Here is a 19,710-nt window from a genome sequence, read left to right as displayed (position 1 = left end):
ACGAGATAACAAAAAAACGTATCCTAACTGATTGACAGCATTAACACTAATTTAGCATTAAATGAGTACTAAGGAAAATTATGACGGCAGGCAATAAATCGGCTAATCAGCAGGCAAAAACCATGTCTAAATTTTGGTTGATTTTGTTTGCTTCTATGGCGAGCATGATTGCGCCATTTTCAATTGATACTTATATTCCCTCTTTTCCAGCTATTGAGAATTACTATGGTGTTTCGCGCGAGTTATTGAGTTCTTCAATGGGGGCGTATTTAGCAACCTTTGCAATTACAACGCTATTTTGGGGACCTTTAGCAGATCGATTTGGTCGTAAATATGTGGCCATGGTTTCTTTGTTTGGCTTTGGATTAGCTTCTGTGGGCTGTGCTTTATCCCCGAGTTTTGATGGCTTTATGATTTTTAGGGTGTTTCAAGGAATGTTGGCTGGTGGCGTGATTATTGCCGCTAGAGCGATGGTAAGAGATTATTTCCCACCGCAAGAAGCGCAAAAGAATATGGCGTTAATTATGATGTTTTTTGCGATAGCGCCTGCAATTGCGCCCATTATTGGTGGCTACTTACAAACTTGGTTTGATTGGGAAAGTATTTTTTGGTTTTTAAGTCTTTATGGTTTGTTAACCATTTTAATTTTAGTGTTTTTTATTGTTGAAACACAACACCCAGATCATGCGCAATCCATTGCGCCAAAGGCATTAATAAGCTCTTATTGGCATAGCCTTAAGCATCCTTTATTTATTAAGTTAGTGTTTGCGCAAGCGTTACTTTTTGCTGGGATGTTTGTTTATATTGCCGGGTCTGCGAGTTTGATGTTTGATCATTTAAAACTGCAAGCAGAAGATTTTTGGTTACAGTTTGTGCCGATGGTGGGCGGTATGATGCTGGGCTCTATGACGGTGCACAGAATTACTGGGCGTTATGCTCCTAATCATATCGCTTACTTTTCTTATGTGGTAACCGGTTTGGCGGCGTTAATGGGGTTGTTGAGTAGTCTATGGTTGGAGCCGAGTGTGTTTACCATCATTCCATTTTTAAGTCTTTATGCCTTTGCTATGTCGATGAGCTTTCCGGTGCTGTCTATTTTAGCTTTAGATTGTTTGCCGACTAAACGTGGCATGGCAGCTTCTTTACAAAGTTTATTGCAGATGGGAATGGCTTCTATTATTGCGATATTTGTTGTGCCTTTTGTGCATGAATCGCTTGTTGAAATGGCTTTGGCAATGTTTGTTATGTGGTTTGTTGCGGTTATATTGTGGATAAATGTGGCTAAGAAGGTTTAGTCTTTATAATCTTGTGCAAACTAGTTAATACATCGTTAATACAGAGTTCATACAGAAAAACCGGTCAAACACGAGTAGCTCAACCGGTTTTTTCTACAAATGTAATGCTTAAATAAGATTATTTAAGGTTTTCAATAATTGCTTTTTCAACTGAATCAATTGGCTGTGTACCATCTACTTTAATGTATTTAAGAGCTGGATTTTTAGCGGCTACTTCAGTGTAGTAGTTAATTAACGGAGCCGTTTGTTTATGGTAAACATTTAGGCGGTCTTTAACGACGTCAGGTTTATCGTCATCACGTTGAACTAAATCTTCACCCGTTTGGTCATCTTTGCCTTCTACTCTTGGTGGGTTGTAAACAATGTGATAAGTACGGCCAGATGCTAGGTGAGCACGACGACCAGACATACGGTTTACAATCTCTTCATCCGGAACATCAATTTCAATAATAGCATCGATTTCAACACCGGCTTCAGCAAGCGCATCTGCTTGTGGAACGGTACGAGGGAAACCATCTAGTAAGAACCCGTTGGCACAATCTGGTTCAGCAATACGTTCTTTAACCATTCCAATGATAATTTCATCTGTTACAAGTTGTCCCGCATCAATCGCCGCTTTAGCTTGTTTACCTAATTCGGTTCCTGCTTTAATTGCCGCACGAAGCATATCGCCCGTTGAAATTTGAGGAATATTGAACTGCTTAGTTAAGAACTGCGCTTGAGTCCCTTTACCGGCACCTGGCGCACCTAATAGAATGAATTTCATTAGAAAATCCTAGATTTGAAGTTAAAAATAAGTTGGCGGTATTATACGGTTTTTCTGCAAGGCATAAAAGATTAACTGCTTTAGGCTTTATGGCCTAGTGTTTTGCACATGTATGCGCACTTGTATGTGTATTTGCTTGTGCTTGTTTGAGTAGGGCGTTAACAAGTTGTAATGCTTGCTGTTGATAGTGCCCGCCAAATAAATTGTAGTGATTTAGAATGTGATAGAGATTATAAAGTGGCTTTCGCTGTGCATAACCTGCATCTAAGGGAAACACTTGATTATAGCCAGCATAAAATTCGGGGCTAAAGCCGCCAAACAGTTCGGTCATGGCTAAATCGGTTTCTCGATCTCCATAGTAGCAAGCGGGGTCAAAAATGACTGGAGTTCCGTCTTTGCTAAAGGCGCTGTTTCCTGCCCATAAATCACCATGTAGTAATGAGGATTGAGGTTCATAGCTTTTAAACCAAAAGGGGAGTTCTGCGATTAGTTTTTGCCCTTGCGTAAAAAGTTCGGTGTTTGCACCTCTAAGTTGCGCAAGCTCGAACTGGGGTTTTAAGCGTTGTTGTCCGTAAAAGCTGACCCAGCTTGAATGCCATTGGTTGTGCTGTAAGGTATGACCAATATAGTTATTTTCAAACCAACCAAAGGGTTGGGTTGCTTTGTAGACTTGATGATGCATTAATGCTAAGTCTTTGCCTCGTTGAGCATCATCACCTTGATGGGTTAAATCAAGGTATTCCATAAGTAACCAGGCCTGGTGGGATTGACCATTTTCAAAAAGACCATAGCCCAACACTTTAGGGCAACGTATGCTTTGTGACTGCGAAATGGCATTAAGGTTGTGAGCTTCAGTTTCAAATAGGGGTAATAGGTGAGCTTGGTTAAGCTTAAGAAACAAGTTACCTTGGTTGGTGTGTAAATGAAACGATTGATGAATGTCGCCGCCGCTTACAGCATGAGCGGTTTGAATGACTATGTTCTGGTTAAGCTGTTGACTGAGTGTTTTAGAAAAAGTTAACCAGTTCATAGATTGCCCTTGTGTTCAAATGTCTCTAATAAAACAGGTCTTCTGTAATGTCTTCAATTTGTTTTTGAGAAACGCTTGGAATCTCTGGAGCATTTTCTTCACGGAATATCTCCATTATCGCTCCAGGGGTGCTCTTTGGAACAGCTTGCCCAGTTTCTCGGTCAATTGGAATATTGACTAAGCCATCAGGTTGGGTAAAGGGAATATTTGGATAAGGTTTTAGCGCTAACTCCATATATTCCATCCAAGTCGGTAAAGACGCTCGCCCACCTACTTCACTACGACCAAGCGTTTTTGGGCTATCAAATCCTACCCAAACGGTGGTGACTATATTGGAGTTAAAGCCTGAGAACCAAGCATCTTTTTGATCATTGGTAGTTCCCGTTTTACCTGCAATGTCTTTACGTTTAAGTGCTTTGGCTTTTTTACCTGAACCAATACGAATCACATCTTGCATGATGGTGTCCATAATATAGGCGTTACGTTCTTCAATAATGCGAGGTGCATTGTGTTCTTCGTCTCCGGCAACACATTGATTGTCAGTGCAGGCTACTTTAGGCTCCGCTTTGTAAAGTATTTCACCATCAAACGCTCGGACTTCTTTAATGTAATAAGGATTAATTAAATAACCGGTGTTTGAGAAGGTGGCGTAAGCTCGAGCCACTTCCCAAGGGGTAAATTGCACACTCCCTAACGCGAGTGATAAATCACGGTGTTTATTGATTTCTTCTTCAGGAAAACCAAAACGTTGAATATATTTAGAGGCGGTATCAATCCCTAGTTTACGTAACAGGCGAATAGAGACTAAATTACGTGAAAACGCCAAAGCATTGCGTAAACGGGTTGGACCATAAAAACGACCAGAGTAATTTTCGGGACGCCAAACATCTTCTAAGTTGCGGTCATGAAACACTACCGGTGCATCATTTATGGTAGAAGCCGCGGTCAGTCCGTTATCTAAGCCGGCTGAATACAAGAAAGGTTTAATGTTTGAACCGACTTGACGACGACCCTGTAGAACACGGTTAAACTTACTTCTGAAAAAGTCGTAGCCTCCCACTAACGCTAAGATGCGTCCGTCTTTTGAATCAATGGATATAAGAGCCGATTCGGTTTTAGGGTCTTGCGCAAGTTGCCACTGGTTTTCAAACCACTGTAGGTAAATGAGGTCACCCGCTTTAAGAAATTGTTGCGGTTTTTTTGGGGTTTTGCCTTTATGGTTTACGCTCTTGTACTCAGCGGCCCAGGTCATTTTATTAAAAGGTAAAACTAACTGCTCACCGGTTTCCATTAAGACTTTAGTATCCGTTTTGGCAAAGCCGGTGACTACGCCTACTTTAAGATCACCATAGTTAGGGGTGTTTTTTAGTTTTTCTAACAGTTTATCTTCATCTTCGAAGGTGGTTAAATCGACGTTAGTAATAGGACCACGATAACCGTGACGACGTTCATAACGTTGTAAGCCATCACGAACCGATAAATTAGCTTGAGCTTGTAGCTTACTGTCAATAGAGGTCACAATGGTTAATCCATTATTTAAGGCCTCTATACCAAATTTTTCTAAGGCGAATGAACGTGCCATTTCAGCGACATAGTCGGCTTCAACATCAATAATTGAGGCATGTTTTCTAGCGTGCACTTCAATGGCTTGAGCGGTAACCATCTCTTCTTCAGTTATAAAGTTGAGGTCATGCATTCTGCGTAACACATAGTTACGTCGCAATTTGGCGCGGCTTGGATTAGCAATAGGGTTATAGGCAGAAGGGGCTTTGGGAAGCCCTGCTATCATTGCATATTCATCTAGAGTTAACTCGTTGATGTTACGGCCATAGTAAGTTTGTGCGGCAGCCGCAACACCGTAAGAGCGATAACCTAAAAAGATTTTATTTAAGTAAAGGGCTAATATCTCTTGTTTACTGAAATCATGTTCGATTTTATAAGAGAGTATAATTTCATTGAGTTTACGAAGATAGGTTTTCTCTTTACTTAAGAAAAAGTTACGTGCAACCTGCATGGTAATCGTGGAACCACCTGACTTCTTTTTACCCGTCGTTACCAGCTCAAAAACAGCTCTTCCAAGACCTTTATAATCTACGCCGCCATGTTCAAAAAAATTCTCATCTTCAGAAGAGATAATGGCTTGAGTCATTCTTTCAGGAATTTCAGAATACTCTAGGGGTAAACGTTTTTTGGTTCCAATTTCACTGATTAATTTATTGTCTTGCGTCACGATACGTAGAGGAACTTGGTAGCTGACCTCTTTAAGTTCAGCGGTGTCAGGTAGAGTAGGGTAAACCGTTACATAGTAATAAGTTGCGGCGGCAATCGCTAAGGCACTGAATGAGATAACGTTAATGGCAAATAGCCATAACAGCCAGCGAGATTTCTTTTTAGGCGGCTTTGACGGTGGAGTTTGTTGAGTGTTATCGGTTTCACTCGGAGAATCATTTTTAACTTGAACGTCTATTTCACTCATGTAATGGCTCTGTCTAGTATCCCGCGCTTATATTAAATACAAACAAAAAACGCAGGATAACTTAGTTGTTTTTATATGAAAATTTTTGGGTATTATAGCGTTATTGGGTAGTAAATAGAGAAAGGATTTTAAGGGTATTCATATTTTGTGATTGATTATTCAGTATTGTAAAAATTAACCACAAAGACACGAAGATTAAAAGAATAAATAAAATCGATTAGAAAATCATAGCTTAATGAACTTAATGAACTTAACTCATGCTTATAAGCGCAGTATTTGTATAGTTTAGGCAAAGTTTAATTTTGATTTACCTAAGAAGAGGATTGGGCAGGCTTGTCTTTTAGATACAAAAAAGCCCAGCTAGGCTGGGCTTTTTAGCAAAAATCTGTAATCAGCAGCTTATTTGCTATAACGACCTGTTTTGATGTCGCTCCACATTAGGTATAAGTTACCAACAATGATAAACGCGGCAGCTAATCCTACGCCTGCAAGACCAATTGCGATTTGAACTGTTTGAGGCAGAATATCTGCCCAAATACCTAATAATACTGCAAGTGGAATCACCACAGTTGCAACGATAACAAGTAACATATTTACAAAGTTATTCATGATTTAATGCCTCAGCTAGAAGTTTTTTTGTTTTTTAACATCTCGAACTATACTTACATTTAAGGGAAAATTCAATTAATTTACATGAGTAAGATTGATTTATATCAACTTTTACAAGCTAAGTTTATAAGAGACCTTTGAAGGAATCGATGAATGGTTAAAAAAGTGATGATGCTACTTTATTCTTAAAATCTCCGACTTGTGTTTATGTCATTGGGTGCAAAGGTCTCAATAAGTAAAAGCTATGATTTATTTTTTCAGTTTAATGAGTTTTTTTGGTTATTCAATGTTTTGAACTTGTTCTCTCATTTGCTCAATCAGTACCTTAAGTTCCACACTGGTTTGTGAAATTTGAGTGTCTATGGATTTTGATCCTAAGGTGTTGGCTTCACGATTGAGTTCTTGCATTAAAAAGTCTAAACGACGGCCAATGGGTAAAATTTTATTGTTTTGGTCTGGCTGGGTAGAAAGGATGTGTTTAACCTCAATAATATGAGTCTTTAAACGATCAATTTCTTCGAAAATATCCATCTTTTGCGCAAGGATGGCAATTTCTTGGTGAAAACGCCCCTCATCTAATTGTTCTGTTAAGGTTTTAATGCGTTGTGTCAGTTTATCGATATGTCTCTGTAGAATTTCTTCAAGTTGTGGCTCTAAGTTTTGAATTTGTTTAGAGATGCTTTGGCAACGATTGTTTATGAGTTCTGCTAAGGCCTGGCCTTCACGCAAACGGTTTTCATTAAACAATGTAGTGGCAGTTTGTAAGGCATTAAGCAGTTCTGAATCGAGCGCCTTTTGTAACTTTTGGGCATCTTCATCATGGGTATTGGTTTGTAAAACACCCGGCCATTTTAGAATTTCTAATGGATTGACTTGGGTTGCCTCTATTATTGATTGCTGTACTTCATTAATTGCTTGGGTCAGCGGCTGTAAAACCGTTTGATTAACCTGCATTTTATTGTCATTATGGCTATTTTCAAAACTTAAGCTAATATCTATTTTGCCGCGAGCAATCTGTTTTTTTAACAGGTTGCGAATGTCAGGTTCAAGGTGCCTAAACGCATCTGGTAAGCGAGGGTTGATTTCCAGATAACGTTGATTAACGGAACGAATCTCCCAGCTGAAACGTCCAAGAGAGGTGTTTTCTTGAGTACGTGCAAAGGCTGTCATGCTTTTAGCGTTGTATTTTTTTTGCATAGCTTGTTTTATCTTTTTTGTCTGTTTTGATCGGTTTAAATAGGATTATGCGAAATATTATTGTTTTGGAGACCTTTGCACGAGAGAATGCACGAGTAAAAATGGTTAAAATTCACCTGATTTTTGTTGAAAAACTTGCGAATAGCTAGCTATTCCCTGCGTTTTCCGCCGCAATCAGGCAAATTTTCTCTCATTTTTCTTTCGCACCTATCTCGTGCAATGGTCTCTTTAGGTTTTTTATAATGAGACCAACTTAACCAATTTAACAAGCTTTATAATAAAAAGGAAACACTATGACTCAAACGGTGGTTTTGGCAACCGGTAATGCCGGTAAATTGCGTGAAATATCTGATATTTTGGAGCCGCATGGCTGGGACGTTAAGCCGCAGTCTGAGTTTTTTGATAGCGAGGCCGATGAAACCGGGTTAAGTTTTATTGAAAATGCGATTTTAAAAGCGCGTTATGCGTCAGATAAAACCGGCTTGCCAGCCATTGCAGATGACTCTGGTATTGAAGTTTCTGCTTTGCAGGGTCGTCCTGGTATTTATTCTGCACGTTATTCGCAAGACCTTTATGGTGATAAGACCTGTGATGAAACAAATATACAGAAATTGTTAAGTGAATTAGACGGTAAACCCGCAGAACAGCGCCAAGCCAGTTATTACTGTGCGATGGTTTATGTTGAACATGTACAAGACCCAACGCCTATTATTGGTTTAGGGCGTTGGTATGGTGAAATTTTGACTGAAAAGCAAGGCGATGGCGGTTTTGGTTATGACCCTATTTTTTGGGTAGAGGAGTTTGCTAAAACAGCGGCACAAATGCCAAAAACACAAAAAAACCAAGTCAGTCACCGTGCTCAAGCTCTAAATGCATTGGTAATGCAATTAAGACGCGGCGCTTGATTTTTGGTTCATTAAAATACCTTTGCAAGAGTCAACTTTAAGCATGTAGTGCTCTATTTTATAAGGGGAGAGCACTTATACAGATTCATTCTTTGAATAAAATCTAGGTTTGAAACATAGATCTTACCATGCTGTCCAACTTATTGGGGTCACTTCACAGTACAGCAATTGAGAAGCCTTTATAAATATTAGCCTTTGCCTTAAATATTGTCACTCAGGCTTCCCGTTACTTTTTGCAATTTGGCAAAAAGTAACCAAAAAACAAACCCCGCTCCATAAATGGGCAAGTTCTAAGCTTGTGAACTGAAAACGCTGAACTCGCTACGCTCAAACGAAGAACTCGGCTGTAGAGACGAGAAACAGCAGCGTTTTTTAATCGTTCACTACGCTAAGAACCTTGCACCATTTATTACAAGGGGACTTTAGGCGTTTGCCCAAGCTTCAATATTAAGCATCAAAAAAGTGGAAAATAACTCAAATCTGATAATGAATTTTTTTCAAGTTAGATTAGTAATTAACTGTTGTCTTGCCAGATTAAATTTAATTTTTTACAACTTAACCTAGGTTTTAATCGAGTTTTTACACCCAAATCTCTTCAGCATGTTCAACAATATGTACCGTTTTGTGAAGTTTTTGTTGTATGGCTTGTTTGAATATGGCTTGTTTATCGGGTTCTCCGTGAACTAAAAAGACTTTGTCTAACGTTTTAAATTCACTCATCCAGTGTAATAAATCAGATTGGTCTGCATGGGCTGAAAAACCGTTAATCATGTGAATATTGGCGCGGACTTTGATTTTTTCATGATAAATACGAATCTCTTCTGCACCATCTACTAAAATACGACCTAAGGTTCCCACGGCTTGATAGCCGACAAATAAAAGACTATTACGAGGGTTCCATAACCGATGTTTCATGTGATGTAAAATTCGCCCACCGCTGCACATTCCACTACCGGCAATAATAATACAACCGCTTTCAATATCATTGATTAACATTGAATCTGCGCCTTTTTCTGTGTATTGCAAGTATGGAAAATCAAACACTGAACCATCTTTATCAAATAGTTCTCTAGCGTCTTTATTTAAGTCTTTGTGATGTTGGTCATAAATTTTAGTGGCTTTTATAGCCATGGGGGAATCTAAAAATACTTTGCAGTTTGGAAGTTCATCGTTGTAATACATCTGTTTTAACAGAATTAATATCTCTTGAGTGCGCTCAATGGCAAACGAGGGAATAATGACATTACCTTGATTGATTAAGGTGTTTTTGATGACGCTTTTAAATTCATCGTCACTCTCATCTAATGAGCGGTGGTCTCTATCGCCATAGGTTGACTCTATATAGAGTGCATTGGCTTTTTTGACGGCCTCTGGGGCTGGCATGGCTGTATCTGTTTGATTACCCAAATCTCCGCTAAAAACAATGGTTTTAACTTGTTCCTTTTCTTGGAAATCAATTTGAATGGTTGATGATCCTAGAATATGTCCTGCATTTCTAAAGGTTGCGGTGACGTTTTGAGTTAGCTTTATGATGTCATTATATTGAGCGTACTGAATGGTTAAATCAAATACGGCTCTTGCATCATCAAGGGTGTAAATGGGTTTTCTAACGGAATCTTCTTCCCCACGTCGTAATGCTTTTTTAAGTGCGGTTCTGTAGTCTTCTTCGGCAATTTTGGCGCTATCCAAAAGTACCACTTCAGCCAGTTCAAGAGTGGCTCTTGTGGCTACAATTTTTCCATTAAAACCTTCTTTTACCAGTTTAGGAATTCGGCCTACATGGTCTAAATGGGCATGGCTAATAAGAAGAATATCAACTTCTTTAGGGTCAAACCCAAAAGGGTCGCTAGAGTGGTAGGGCGTTCTGCCTTGAAACATTCCGCAATCAATTAAGATATTTGGTCCGTGTTTAGTTTGTAAAAGATGGCAAGAGCCGGTTACCGTCTGTGCTGCACCAAAAGATTGAATTAGCGTCATAATAGCTCCTTAGAGGAATTTGCCATGCATGTAGTTAGTATTTAAAGAATAGCAGGTTTGCCTGCTGATCAACTTATGTAATATCAATAAACTCGTTAATGCAATTTAGTGTACTCCGTAGACAACTTTAAAATTATGAAGCAAGTTTTATTGGCTTTTTAACCCATAAAAAAGAGGTAAAATACCGTGAGACATTTTCACGGATAGATGACTCTAGAAAAAGTAGAATTTATTTTTTCTTACCTTGCCGTTTGTTAAAAAGGTCTTATCCTTTTAAGTACTTGGCTTTAAAACTGTCTAGTGAAAAAATTGTTATAAACCCCTTTGGAATCTTTTGTGAATTTTACCCAACCCTTACCTTTAAGCCTTTATGTTCATTATCCTTGGTGTGTGCAGAAATGTCCTTATTGCGACTTTAATTCGCACACCCTTAAAACGGATATTGATGAAGCGGCTTATATAAATGCACTCATTACACAATTGGAACGGGTTTTGCCTCAAATTTGGGGGCGCCCGATTAAGTCGATATTTTTTGGTGGTGGAACGCCAAGCTTAATTTCAGAAGAGGGGTTAAATCGTTTTTTATCACAAGCTCGTGCTTTGCTAGGGTTTTCACCTAATATTGAAATTACCCTTGAAGCTAACCCGGGTACGGTAGATTTTGAAAAGTTTGCGGGTTTTTATGAGGCGGGCATAAACCGTTTGTCGATGGGGATTCAGAGCTTTGATGATGAAAAGCTTAAAGCTTTAGGACGAATACATTCTGCAGATGAAGCACACAAAGCGGTTGAGGTAGCTAAATCAGCTGGGTTTACTAATTTTAATTTGGATTTAATGTTTGCCTTGCCTAACCAAACTGTAGAGCAGGCCATAGCAGATGTGCAACAGGTTATTAGCTACCAACCGCCGCATTTATCTCACTATCAATTAACCTTGGAGCCAAATACACCGTTTTACAAAAATCCCCCAGTATTACCTAATGATGACCAGGCCTGGGAGTTTCAGCAAGCTTGTCAGCAGTTAATTGCAAATTCTGGTTATGAACATTATGAAGTTTCAGGGTATGCGCAAAAAGGTAAGCAGTGTCAGCATAATCTTAATTATTGGCAGTTTGGTGATTACATTGGCTTAGGTGCAGGAGCGCATGGCAAAATTACGATGGCGCCAGAAGGTCGAATTTTTAGAACGCAAATGCCAGCTTCACCTGGTGGCTATTTGGAGGCCATGAAACAAAATCAAGCGGGTCGAACTTATGATGTGACTGAGGACGATGCTATTTTTGAATTTATGCTGAATGCCTTACGTTTGCAGCAAGGTTTTGATTTAGACTTATTTGCATTAAGAACGGGACTTTCTTTAACTAAAATTAAACCACGCTTAGATGAGCTAATTCAGCAAGGTTTAATCACGGTGAGTGAACAAAATAGGTTGTTATTAACCAGTAAGGGTCAACAGTATTTAAATGATGTGGTGAGTGCGTTTTTAAATGACTAAGTTAAGAGACCTTAAATGAACAACATAAAATAAGCAAAATAAAACAAGCAAAACAAAACAAAAGATTATTTCTACCAGGCCTGGTAGGTTAAATGTATAAGGCTAAATGTATAAATTACGCTTCAATTATAAGCCACATATGAGCTAAATGTTATGAGTAAAAATCAGAAAACAAAAACTGAAAAAATGGCAGAAACCGAAGCTCAGTCTGATATAGCGAGTGGTTTAGATAGCTTAACCCAACTACCCAATCGTGCAGCATGGTTAAGGTTTTGTGAGAAAGCCTTAACGAAAGATGGCCAGTTTAAAAAAGGTAAACAAGCCAATAAAGAGATTGCCTCAAAAGCGGTTTTGTTTATTGATTTAGACCGTTTTAAGTGGGTCAATGATTCATTAGGTCATGATGCTGGTGATGAACTCCTCATTAAAGTCGCTAAGTGTCTTCAGTCAGAACTTAATTCAGAGCTTCATTCAAAGTTTCAATCTAACCCTGCGCTACAGTTGAATGAATCAAATTACAATACCATCAACCTAGTCGGACGCATGGGGGGAGATGAGTTCGTTGCGTTTATTCAGAATCCAGAATCTATTAAGCAACTTGATACCTTAACTCAACGCTTAGTGGATGTACTTTCTCAGCCTATTCAATTAAGCCATTCTGAAGTTGAAATTGGAGCTTCCATTGGTATCGCCCATTATCCTCAAGATGCTGAAAATTTAAGCGATTTACTTAAGTTTGCTGACTTAGCTATGTACCGTGCAAAGCATTCTGGACGAAATCAAGTGGTCTCTTACCATCCTCAAATGATTCGTAAAATTCAATACCGCCGAGACATGCAAACCGCAATTCGTAAAGCCTTAAGAGAAGAGTCATTACGTTTAGATTTTCAGCCTATTTTTGATGCTAAAAATAGTGAAATTGTATCGATTGAAGCCGTTTTGAACTTGGAATACTGCGCTGAATTGTCGGTTTTAGATCAAGTTGAAGTTTTCTCAATTGCGGATGAATCTCAAGTGGCTATTCAGCTGAGTGAGTGGATAATTAATCAAGGTTTAGAGTTTATTTGTGGTTTGCAAGAGAGTGAGGTTGAGGTGTCTTTGGTGGTGCCGGTTAGGCCGAGTCATTTTCACGCTAAAGAGTTTGTAGATTGGCTTGAAGAACGCCTAGAATTTTATGACCTTAGCCCTGAAATTATAGTGTTAAATTTAAATGATCAATGTCTAAACAGTCAACGCTTTCCGGTAGAAAAACAGCTAAAACAACTTTCTAAGCAAGGCGTAGAAGTGGCTTTGCAAAATTTTGGTTCAGGCCATTTATCTCCCTTACGTTTACATGACTGGCCCATTGAGCGTTTGCACTTAAGCCCTTTATTTGTCAGTGAAGTGGCAAATAAACGTTCAATGGAAGCCATGGCGATTGCATTGATTCAAATGGGGATTATTTTAAATAAAAAGGTGGTCGCCTATGGTGTGCAAACCGCAGAACAATTTGAGTTTTTAAAAAGTCAGCAATGTTATTTTATGCAGGGAGATTTTTTAAGTGAATCTTTATCTGCGCAAGAAATAGAGTTTATGCTCTTAAAAGATAAAGATGGTAGTCATCATGATGGTGCTAGTCAGGGTGGATTTTTAGATGAATTCGCTGACGATTATTAATTAGAGACCTTTGCACGAGAGTATGCGCGAATAAAAATGGTTAAAATTCACCTGATTTTTGTTGAAAAACTTGCGAATAGCTAGCTATTCCCTGCGTTTTCCGCCGCAATCAGGTGAATTTTTCCTCATTTTTCTTTCGCACCTATCTCGTGCAAAGGTCTCAATTAATCTATAGTCAAATGTGCAGTCAAAACTTTAATCAAAATATACACACAATTAAGAGAAATTTAGCGTGACCAAAACAACAATAAAATGGAGCAAACGTGCCGCTTTAGTGCTGGCGATTATTCCTATTCTAATATTCTTAGCCTTTGCAGGAGCGGTAAGCTTAATTGATTTTAATCAGTACAAGCCGCAAATAGAGCAAGAAGTTAAAGCGTTAACGAATCGAGACTTTAAAATTGAAGGCGAAGTCGAAGTTTCTGTTTTACCTTTTAAATTTCACTTGGGAAAGATGACATTAAAAAATCCATCTGCTTTTAAAGAAGCAAACCTGATGACCATGAAAGAGGCAGAAATTGAACTTTCTTTAAAAAGTCTATTTTTGAGCAAAACGCTTAAAGTCACTAGTTTAGAATTAATTGAACCCAAATTTAATTTTATTAAACAGTCTAATCAAAACAACTGGAGCAATATTCCACTTTTAGGATTTGCGGAGCCATTGATTAAAAAAATGGATCGACAAGGGCTAAAGCCTCAAAAGGTATTGGCACAAATGGGACTTTTAAAAGATGATAATTCTGGGTTAACTAAGGTGGTTTTAAATAGTGAGAACAACCCCGTATTAACTTCAGTTTCCGATCCAGAGCAAGAGTCGCTAAAAAGCACGGCAGAACATGAATCAAATAACACTGAAATTGAAAGGCCGGTTTCATTAGGTCAGGTTGCTGAGAATTGGAAGTTAGAGAGTTTGGTTGTTAAAAATGCTGAGATTAACTACAGCAATGTTGAGCAAGACTTTACGGTCACACTCTCCCAAGCGAATTTATTGGCGTTTGATGTTGTTCCCAATAAGCCATTTAAAATGACGAGTGATTTTGTTTATAAGCACAGTCAATCGCCACGAACGTTTGATTTTCAATTAAACAGTAACTTATTGCTAAGCCATCATTACACTCAGCTTCATTTGGCTAATTGGCATGGGGTCTTTAGATTGAGTTTACCTAAAAAGTTGAATAAGCCTGATATTCGTTTAACGACTTCAGGTGAAAATTTTATGGTAGATTTTGCTCATCAAAAAATCTTTGTAAACCAGGCAAAACTAGAAGGCTTAGATGCCCTAGTATTAATGAGTTTTGAAGGTGGTTTTGGTGCTAATCCGGTTTATGAAGGCGTGTTTGAAGCGGATAAAATTAATCTTAAAAAATGGATAAATCATTTAGGCCTGCCAGCACCTAAAATGGTTAAAAAAAGTGCATTAACTGAGGCGTCAGGTAAGTTTAATTGGCGTTGGAATGGGCAGGTTTTAAATATAGAAAAGTTAGACGCTAAGTTGGATAAAACTGAGGTTTTAGGCCGCATTTTTTGGCCTGTAAACAACCAAGAAGCTGAGTTAGATTTAAAGATTAAACAACTCAATACCAATGATTATTTAGCACAAGCTAGGTTGCCAATTAATGAATCTAACAGGCCTGGTAGCATGACGGGTAATATGTCTGACGCTGAGGTTTTAAGCGATGATGTTTTAACCGATGATGTCTTAACCCAACAATATTATCCAATTCCATTGTCTTTTCTGCAAAATTTGAATGCCTCTGGGAGTTTAACGTTTGAAGATTTAACGGTTGACCAGGTTTTTATGAAGGAGGTGAACTTGGCATTGAATGCCAATTTGGGAAAGTGGCAAGTTGCACCTCTTGATATCAAGTTTAAGCAAGGGCGTGTTGAATCTAAATTAATGGCAGATATCAGCAAGCCTAATGCTGAATTGTTTTGGAAAGGGCAAGTTAAAGATTTGGCTTTGGCTAGTGTATTAAGCTCTAGCGAGGTTAACCAAAGTGAATTTCTAGCCACAAAGATGGGTATGTTAAATAGTCATTTTAGGTTAGCTACCATTGGTAAAGATTTCAAGGAATGGTTAGCTCATTTAAAGGGTTCAATGAATGCTGAGTTGGAGCAGTTGAAGTTACCAGGCCTGGACATTAATGAAATATTATCGGGTACTTTAGCGTTAAATCAAGATATAAACCGCTCAACCGAATTTGAATTTATAAAGTTAGATGGCTATTTTAACCAAGGCGTTTTTAGCCCTAAAAGAATGTTAGCTAAAAGCAAATACTTTAATGCAACGGGTACCGCAAAGATAGATTTAACCACTCAAGACTTGATTGGTGATGTTTTACTTAATATCTCTCACGCCAAAACCGTACAGGCTGATTTAAGAGGGGTATCTTTGCCGTTAACGTTATCAGGCAAATTGAGCCAGCCTGTTTGGGCAATTGATAGTGAGGCATTAAACCCAAAGCTTGTTCAAAATTCACCGAGTTTAAAATCATTAAAGAGTTTATTGCCATAATCACTGCATTTTGTGGCGATAACCAGGCCTGGTTGGTTCATTAAACCTTATGCCTAAAACCTTAAATCCGTTCAAATATTAAACACGTTCAAATATTAAATCCCAAACACCGTGCCCTAATTTATGACCGCGTGCTTCAAACTTAGTTAACGGGCGATATTCTGGGCGGGGAGTGTACTGACCCTCACCACTAATATTATTGTAGTTTGGTGCGTTATTCATGACTTCCATCATATGAATCGCATAATCTTCCCAGTCTGTTGCCATGTGAAATTGCCCACCAGGTTTTAGATGAGTCGCAATGGTTTCTACAAAATGCGGCTGTACAATACGTCGTTTGTTGTGACGCTTTTTATGCCAAGGATCTGGAAAGAAAAGATAAACCCCTGCCAAGGCATTTTTAGGAATGCATTTTTCAAGCACTTCAATCGCATCATCGTTATAAACACGAATATTGGTTAAGCCTTTCTCTTCAACCAGCTTAAGTAATGCGCCGATACCTGGACGGTGAACCTCAATGCCAATGTAGTTTTGTTGTGGATTTGCTTCAGCCATTTCAGCTAAGCTTTTACCCATTCCAAAACCAATTTCTAATATGGTTGGGGCATCGCGGCCAAAAAGTTCAGTAAGGTCAAGTAACTCATCTTTGAGGGTTAAACCAAACTTAGGCCATTGTGTATCAATGGCATTTTGTTGCGCCTTTGATAAACGGCCTTGGCGAAGTACAAAGCTTTTAATGCGGCGAGTAATATTGGTTGAGGAGTTTTCTTTTTCTTGGGTTGAATTGTGGGTATCAGTCATAATCTATTCTAGTGTGGGTTGTGTTAATTTTGAATGCGTATAGTATAGCGTAAATTATTAAATGAGACCTTTAAGCGAGAGTCTCTAAAAGTAAAAAAGTTAACATTAGTCTGATTTTATCGGCTCGTCACAGGGTCATCATAGGCTCTTCGTAAAGTTCTCTTATAGGTATTCTTCATGCTTGAAAAGCAAACAAATCCATTTTCTCAACAACTCTTAAGTTGGTTTGATACGTTTGGTCGGCATGACCTGCCTTGGCAGCAGAATATTAACCCCTATAGAGTTTGGGTTTCAGAAATTATGTTGCAGCAAACTCAAGTCAAAACGGTGATTCCTTTTTATGAAAAATTTATGCAGAGTTTTCCAGCGCTAAGTGATTTAGCGAGAGCTTCTCAAGAAGAAGTGTTATCTCATTGGGCAGGACTCGGTTATTACGCACGTGGTCGCAACTTACACAAAGCTGCACAGTTAATAATGGAAAATCATGCGGGAGTTTTCCCAGGCGAGTTTGAAGAAATTTTGGCTCTTCCCGGGATTGGTCGCTCAACTGCGGGGGCGATTCTGGCTATTTCATTACAACAACGGTTTGCCATTTTAGATGGAAATGTAAAAAGAGTCTTAAGCCGCTATTTTGCTATTGAGGGTTGGCCCGGTGAGAAAATCATAGAAAATAAAATGTGGCTATTGGCTGAAGAACTGACCCCTCAACAACGCTTTAATGACTACACTCAAGCTATTATGGATTTAGGAGCAACTGTTTGTAAACGCAGTAAACCTAATTGTGAGCAATGTCCGGTAAAATCTGGATGTGGCGCTTTTAAAGCAAATCAAGTTAGTGTTTATCCATTTAAAAAGCCCAAAAAAGATAAGCCCACTAAGCAGGCCTGGTTATTGATTAATCAAAATAGTCAGGGAGAAATTTGCTTAGAACAACGTCCCCAAAAAGGGATTTGGGGGGGGTTATGGAGTTTTCCAGAATTTGAAAGTTACCAGGCCTGCTTAGATTTTTTAGCACAAAAAAACTTATTAAAATTCAAAGCCCAAACCCAAAGCAGTGAGCAGAATAGTTTGATAGAATGGAAAGTATTAAGGCATACGTTTTCACACTATCATTTAGATATTCATCCTGTCTTTTTTAAACAAGATGTTTCTTTAAAACTAAATGAAAATAGGGCTGCGTATGCCCTGGATTCTGAAAAGGCTTCTGAAAAGGCTTCTGTTGAGGCCTGGTATTCTCTAGCAGCAATAAAAACTGGAAAAGTGGGTGTACCAGCTCCAGTGACAAAACTGTTAGAGAGCCTTGAGAAGAGTTAAAATATAATAGAATTTTTTCAAGAGTTTATGTGTTTAAAACACAAGTCACAAACGGGTTACGGAGAGCAAAATGAGTAGAATGGTTGATTGCGTGAAAATGGGTGAAAAATTAGAAGGTTTAGATTTTTTACCATTTCCGGGTGAATTAGGACAAAAGGTTTTTGACCATGTGTCTAAAGAGGGATGGAAGCAGTGGCTAGCCCAGCAAACGGTTTTGATTAATGAGTACCGTTTATCTAGTTTAGATCCCAAAGCACGTACTTTTTTATTAGAAGAAATGCAGAAGTTTCTATTTGATGATCAAGATATTGATATGCCTGAAGAGTTTAAATCTATTTAATCATCCCCCTTAGTTTTAAGGTATCAAAACTTTAGTTGGTCACAAGGCAAACTGAAAAGTTATGAAAAGTTACGAAAAAATATGAAAAGGTGTTAAATGAGTACTTCTGCTGAAAAAAGTGATTTTGTTGATATTTTTGTTGGTCGTCAACCTATTTTTAATCAAAATATGGAAGTGATGGCTTATGAACTGCTTTTTAGAGGGAATACTCAAGATAATCACGCCATGATTATTGGTGGCGATGCCGCTTCTGCTCAAGTCATGATGAATGTTTTTGGAGAGATGGGACTGACCGAAGTTTTAGGTGAGCACCGAGGTTTTATTAACTTTACCGAAGGTTTGTTGTTAAGAGAGTATCAACCATTTTTTCCGCGCAGATCGATCGTTATTGAAGTCTTAGAAGATGTCAAAGTGACCCCTAAGTTGATTAGTTCTTTAGCTAAGTTAAAAGAGATGGGCTTCACGATTGCCTTAGATGACTACATTTTTAATCCTAAATTAATGCCGCTTGAAGAGTTTGCCGATATTATCAAGGTCGAAATTCTAGAAGTCGGTCCCAAACAGTTAATAGAGCATTCAAAACGCTTAAAAGCCAAAGGTATTAAGTTACTGGCTGAAAAAGTGGAAACCCGTGAGCAGTTTGAGTTTTGTCTTAAGTTAGGGTTTGATTATTTTCAAGGTTACTTTTTTGCTAAACCGAAGATTATTCAAGGTAAACGTTTACCCAATAATAAATTGACGATGCTGGAATTATTAGCCAATGTCTATAATCCTGATATTGATATGCATCAGTTGTCAGACATTATTGGTAAAGATGTTTCTTTAAGTCAAAAATTACTTAAATTTGTCGCGGAGACAAATGGCTCTGGTGTGCAAATATCTTCGATTCATGATGCGGTATTACGTTTTGGCTTAAATCGTCTGAAAAGCTGGGCAAGTATGCTGGTTTTATCGGGGGTGGATGATAAGCCAACTGAGTTATTTAACACGGCGTTAACCCGAGCGAAATTTTGTGAATTAGTTGGCGGTAAGTTGGGACACTTCTCTAAAGACAGTTATTTTACCGTAGGCCTGTTTTCTTGTTTAGATGCGGTCATGGATACGGAGTTATCGGTTTTATTAGAAAAATTAGGCTTAGATGATGCGATCTATTTGGCCCTGTTAAAGCAAGAGGGGGATTTGGGTATTGTGCTTGCCGCGGTTAAAGCGATGGAGCAAGGTAAAACAGACTTTGAATTACCAGCAAATATAAGTGCAACTGAATTATCGGGATTATATTTAGAAGCTATGCAGTTTGCTGAGACAATTGATCTAGGTTAGCTTGATTAGCGGTTT

At 38.5% G+C, this 19,710-nt stretch carries 15 protein-coding genes; 8 read left to right on the top strand and 7 right to left on the bottom strand.

Going from position 1 to position 19,710, the window contains the following annotated elements; genetic code table 11:
• Positions 1 to 80 precede the first annotated feature (80 nt).
• The gene (locus BS34_RS0110105) at positions 81 to 1,295 is read left to right on the top strand and encodes a multidrug effflux MFS transporter (RefSeq protein ID WP_029408396.1); all 1,215 of its coding nucleotides are present in this window, start codon (positions 81 to 83) and stop codon (positions 1,293 to 1,295) included.
• Between the two features lie 118 nt (positions 1,296 to 1,413).
• Here the strand turns inward: BS34_RS0110105 and adk are convergent, their stop codons facing one another.
• The 5 genes from adk to BS34_RS0110080 all read right to left on the bottom strand — a co-directional run bounded on the left by adk (position 1,414) and on the right by BS34_RS0110080 (position 7,373).
• Complete coding sequence (gene adk / locus BS34_RS0110100; protein ID WP_029408395.1) at positions 1,414 to 2,061, bottom strand: adenylate kinase; 648 nt, start codon at positions 2,059 to 2,061, stop codon at positions 1,414 to 1,416.
• 94 nt (positions 2,062 to 2,155) lie between these two features.
• On the bottom strand, positions 2,156 to 3,091 hold the full coding sequence (locus tag BS34_RS0110095; protein ID WP_051640840.1) for a fructosamine kinase family protein: 936 nt from the start codon (positions 3,089 to 3,091) through the stop codon (positions 2,156 to 2,158).
• 25 nt (positions 3,092 to 3,116) lie between these two features.
• Positions 3,117 to 5,567, bottom strand: a complete 2,451-nt coding sequence (locus BS34_RS0110090) for a penicillin-binding protein 1A (RefSeq protein ID WP_029408393.1) — start codon at positions 5,565 to 5,567, stop codon at positions 3,117 to 3,119.
• A gap of 399 nt (positions 5,568 to 5,966) precedes the next feature.
• Positions 5,967 to 6,176 (bottom strand): hypothetical protein, encoded by a 210-nt coding sequence (locus BS34_RS0110085; protein ID WP_029408392.1) that lies wholly within the window; start codon positions 6,174 to 6,176, stop codon positions 5,967 to 5,969.
• Between the two features lie 279 nt (positions 6,177 to 6,455).
• The gene (locus BS34_RS0110080; RefSeq protein WP_038126691.1) at positions 6,456 to 7,373 is read right to left on the bottom strand and encodes a YicC/YloC family endoribonuclease; all 918 of its coding nucleotides are present in this window, start codon (positions 7,371 to 7,373) and stop codon (positions 6,456 to 6,458) included.
• 293 nt (positions 7,374 to 7,666) lie between these two features.
• On the opposite strand from BS34_RS0110080, the gene rdgB reads away from it, so the two are divergent.
• Positions 7,667 to 8,278, top strand: a complete 612-nt coding sequence (gene rdgB / locus BS34_RS0110075; protein WP_029408390.1) for an RdgB/HAM1 family non-canonical purine NTP pyrophosphatase — start codon at positions 7,667 to 7,669, stop codon at positions 8,276 to 8,278.
• Positions 8,279 to 8,857: 579 nt separating this feature from the next.
• Here rdgB and BS34_RS0110070 read toward each other — a convergent pair.
• A complete protein-coding gene (locus BS34_RS0110070) occupies positions 8,858 to 10,255 on the bottom strand; it encodes an MBL fold metallo-hydrolase RNA specificity domain-containing protein (RefSeq protein WP_029408389.1) in 1,398 nt (465 codons plus the stop codon).
• Positions 10,256 to 10,591: 336 nt separating this feature from the next.
• On the opposite strand from BS34_RS0110070, the gene hemW reads away from it, so the two are divergent.
• The 3 genes from hemW to BS34_RS0110055 all read left to right on the top strand — a co-directional run bounded on the left by hemW (position 10,592) and on the right by BS34_RS0110055 (position 15,920).
• Positions 10,592 to 11,749 carry a radical SAM family heme chaperone HemW gene (hemW, locus tag BS34_RS0110065; protein ID WP_051640839.1) on the top strand — a complete coding sequence of 386 codons (1,158 nt, stop codon included), beginning with the start codon at positions 10,592 to 10,594 and terminating at the stop codon, positions 11,747 to 11,749.
• Between the two features lie 153 nt (positions 11,750 to 11,902).
• Positions 11,903 to 13,405 carry a putative bifunctional diguanylate cyclase/phosphodiesterase gene (locus BS34_RS0110060; RefSeq protein WP_029408387.1) on the top strand — a complete coding sequence of 501 codons (1,503 nt, stop codon included), beginning with the start codon at positions 11,903 to 11,905 and terminating at the stop codon, positions 13,403 to 13,405.
• 232 nt (positions 13,406 to 13,637) lie between these two features.
• Positions 13,638 to 15,920 carry an AsmA family protein gene (locus tag BS34_RS0110055; RefSeq protein WP_029408386.1) on the top strand — a complete coding sequence of 761 codons (2,283 nt, stop codon included), beginning with the start codon at positions 13,638 to 13,640 and terminating at the stop codon, positions 15,918 to 15,920.
• A 78-nt stretch (positions 15,921 to 15,998) separates the two neighbouring features.
• Here BS34_RS0110055 and trmB read toward each other — a convergent pair whose 3' ends face one another.
• Positions 15,999 to 16,721, bottom strand: a complete 723-nt coding sequence (gene trmB, locus BS34_RS0110050) for a tRNA (guanosine(46)-N7)-methyltransferase TrmB (RefSeq protein ID WP_029408385.1) — start codon at positions 16,719 to 16,721, stop codon at positions 15,999 to 16,001.
• Positions 16,722 to 16,898: 177 nt separating this feature from the next.
• Here trmB and mutY point away from each other — a divergent pair, with 177 nt between their 5' ends.
• The 3 genes from mutY (at position 16,899) to BS34_RS0110035 (ending at position 19,695) form a co-directional block, all read left to right on the top strand.
• Positions 16,899 to 18,035 (top strand): A/G-specific adenine glycosylase, encoded by a 1,137-nt coding sequence (gene mutY / locus BS34_RS0110045; RefSeq protein ID WP_029408384.1) that lies wholly within the window; start codon positions 16,899 to 16,901, stop codon positions 18,033 to 18,035.
• A gap of 70 nt (positions 18,036 to 18,105) precedes the next feature.
• Entirely contained in the window at positions 18,106 to 18,375 is a 270-nt protein-coding gene (locus BS34_RS0110040) for an oxidative damage protection protein (RefSeq protein WP_029408383.1), read from the top strand.
• 96 nt (positions 18,376 to 18,471) lie between these two features.
• Positions 18,472 to 19,695 (top strand): EAL and HDOD domain-containing protein, encoded by a 1,224-nt coding sequence (locus BS34_RS0110035; RefSeq protein WP_029408382.1) that lies wholly within the window; start codon positions 18,472 to 18,474, stop codon positions 19,693 to 19,695.
• The last annotated feature ends 15 nt before the right edge of the window (positions 19,696 to 19,710 follow it).

Origin of the sequence: Thiomicrorhabdus sp. Milos-T2 (genome assembly GCF_000702325.1) — a bacterium.
Taxonomy (GTDB): Bacteria; Pseudomonadota; Gammaproteobacteria; order Thiomicrospirales; family Thiomicrospiraceae; genus Thiomicrorhabdus.
The sequence above is the reverse complement of the archived record's forward strand: the minus strand, read 5'-3'. Positions and strand labels throughout refer to the sequence as shown.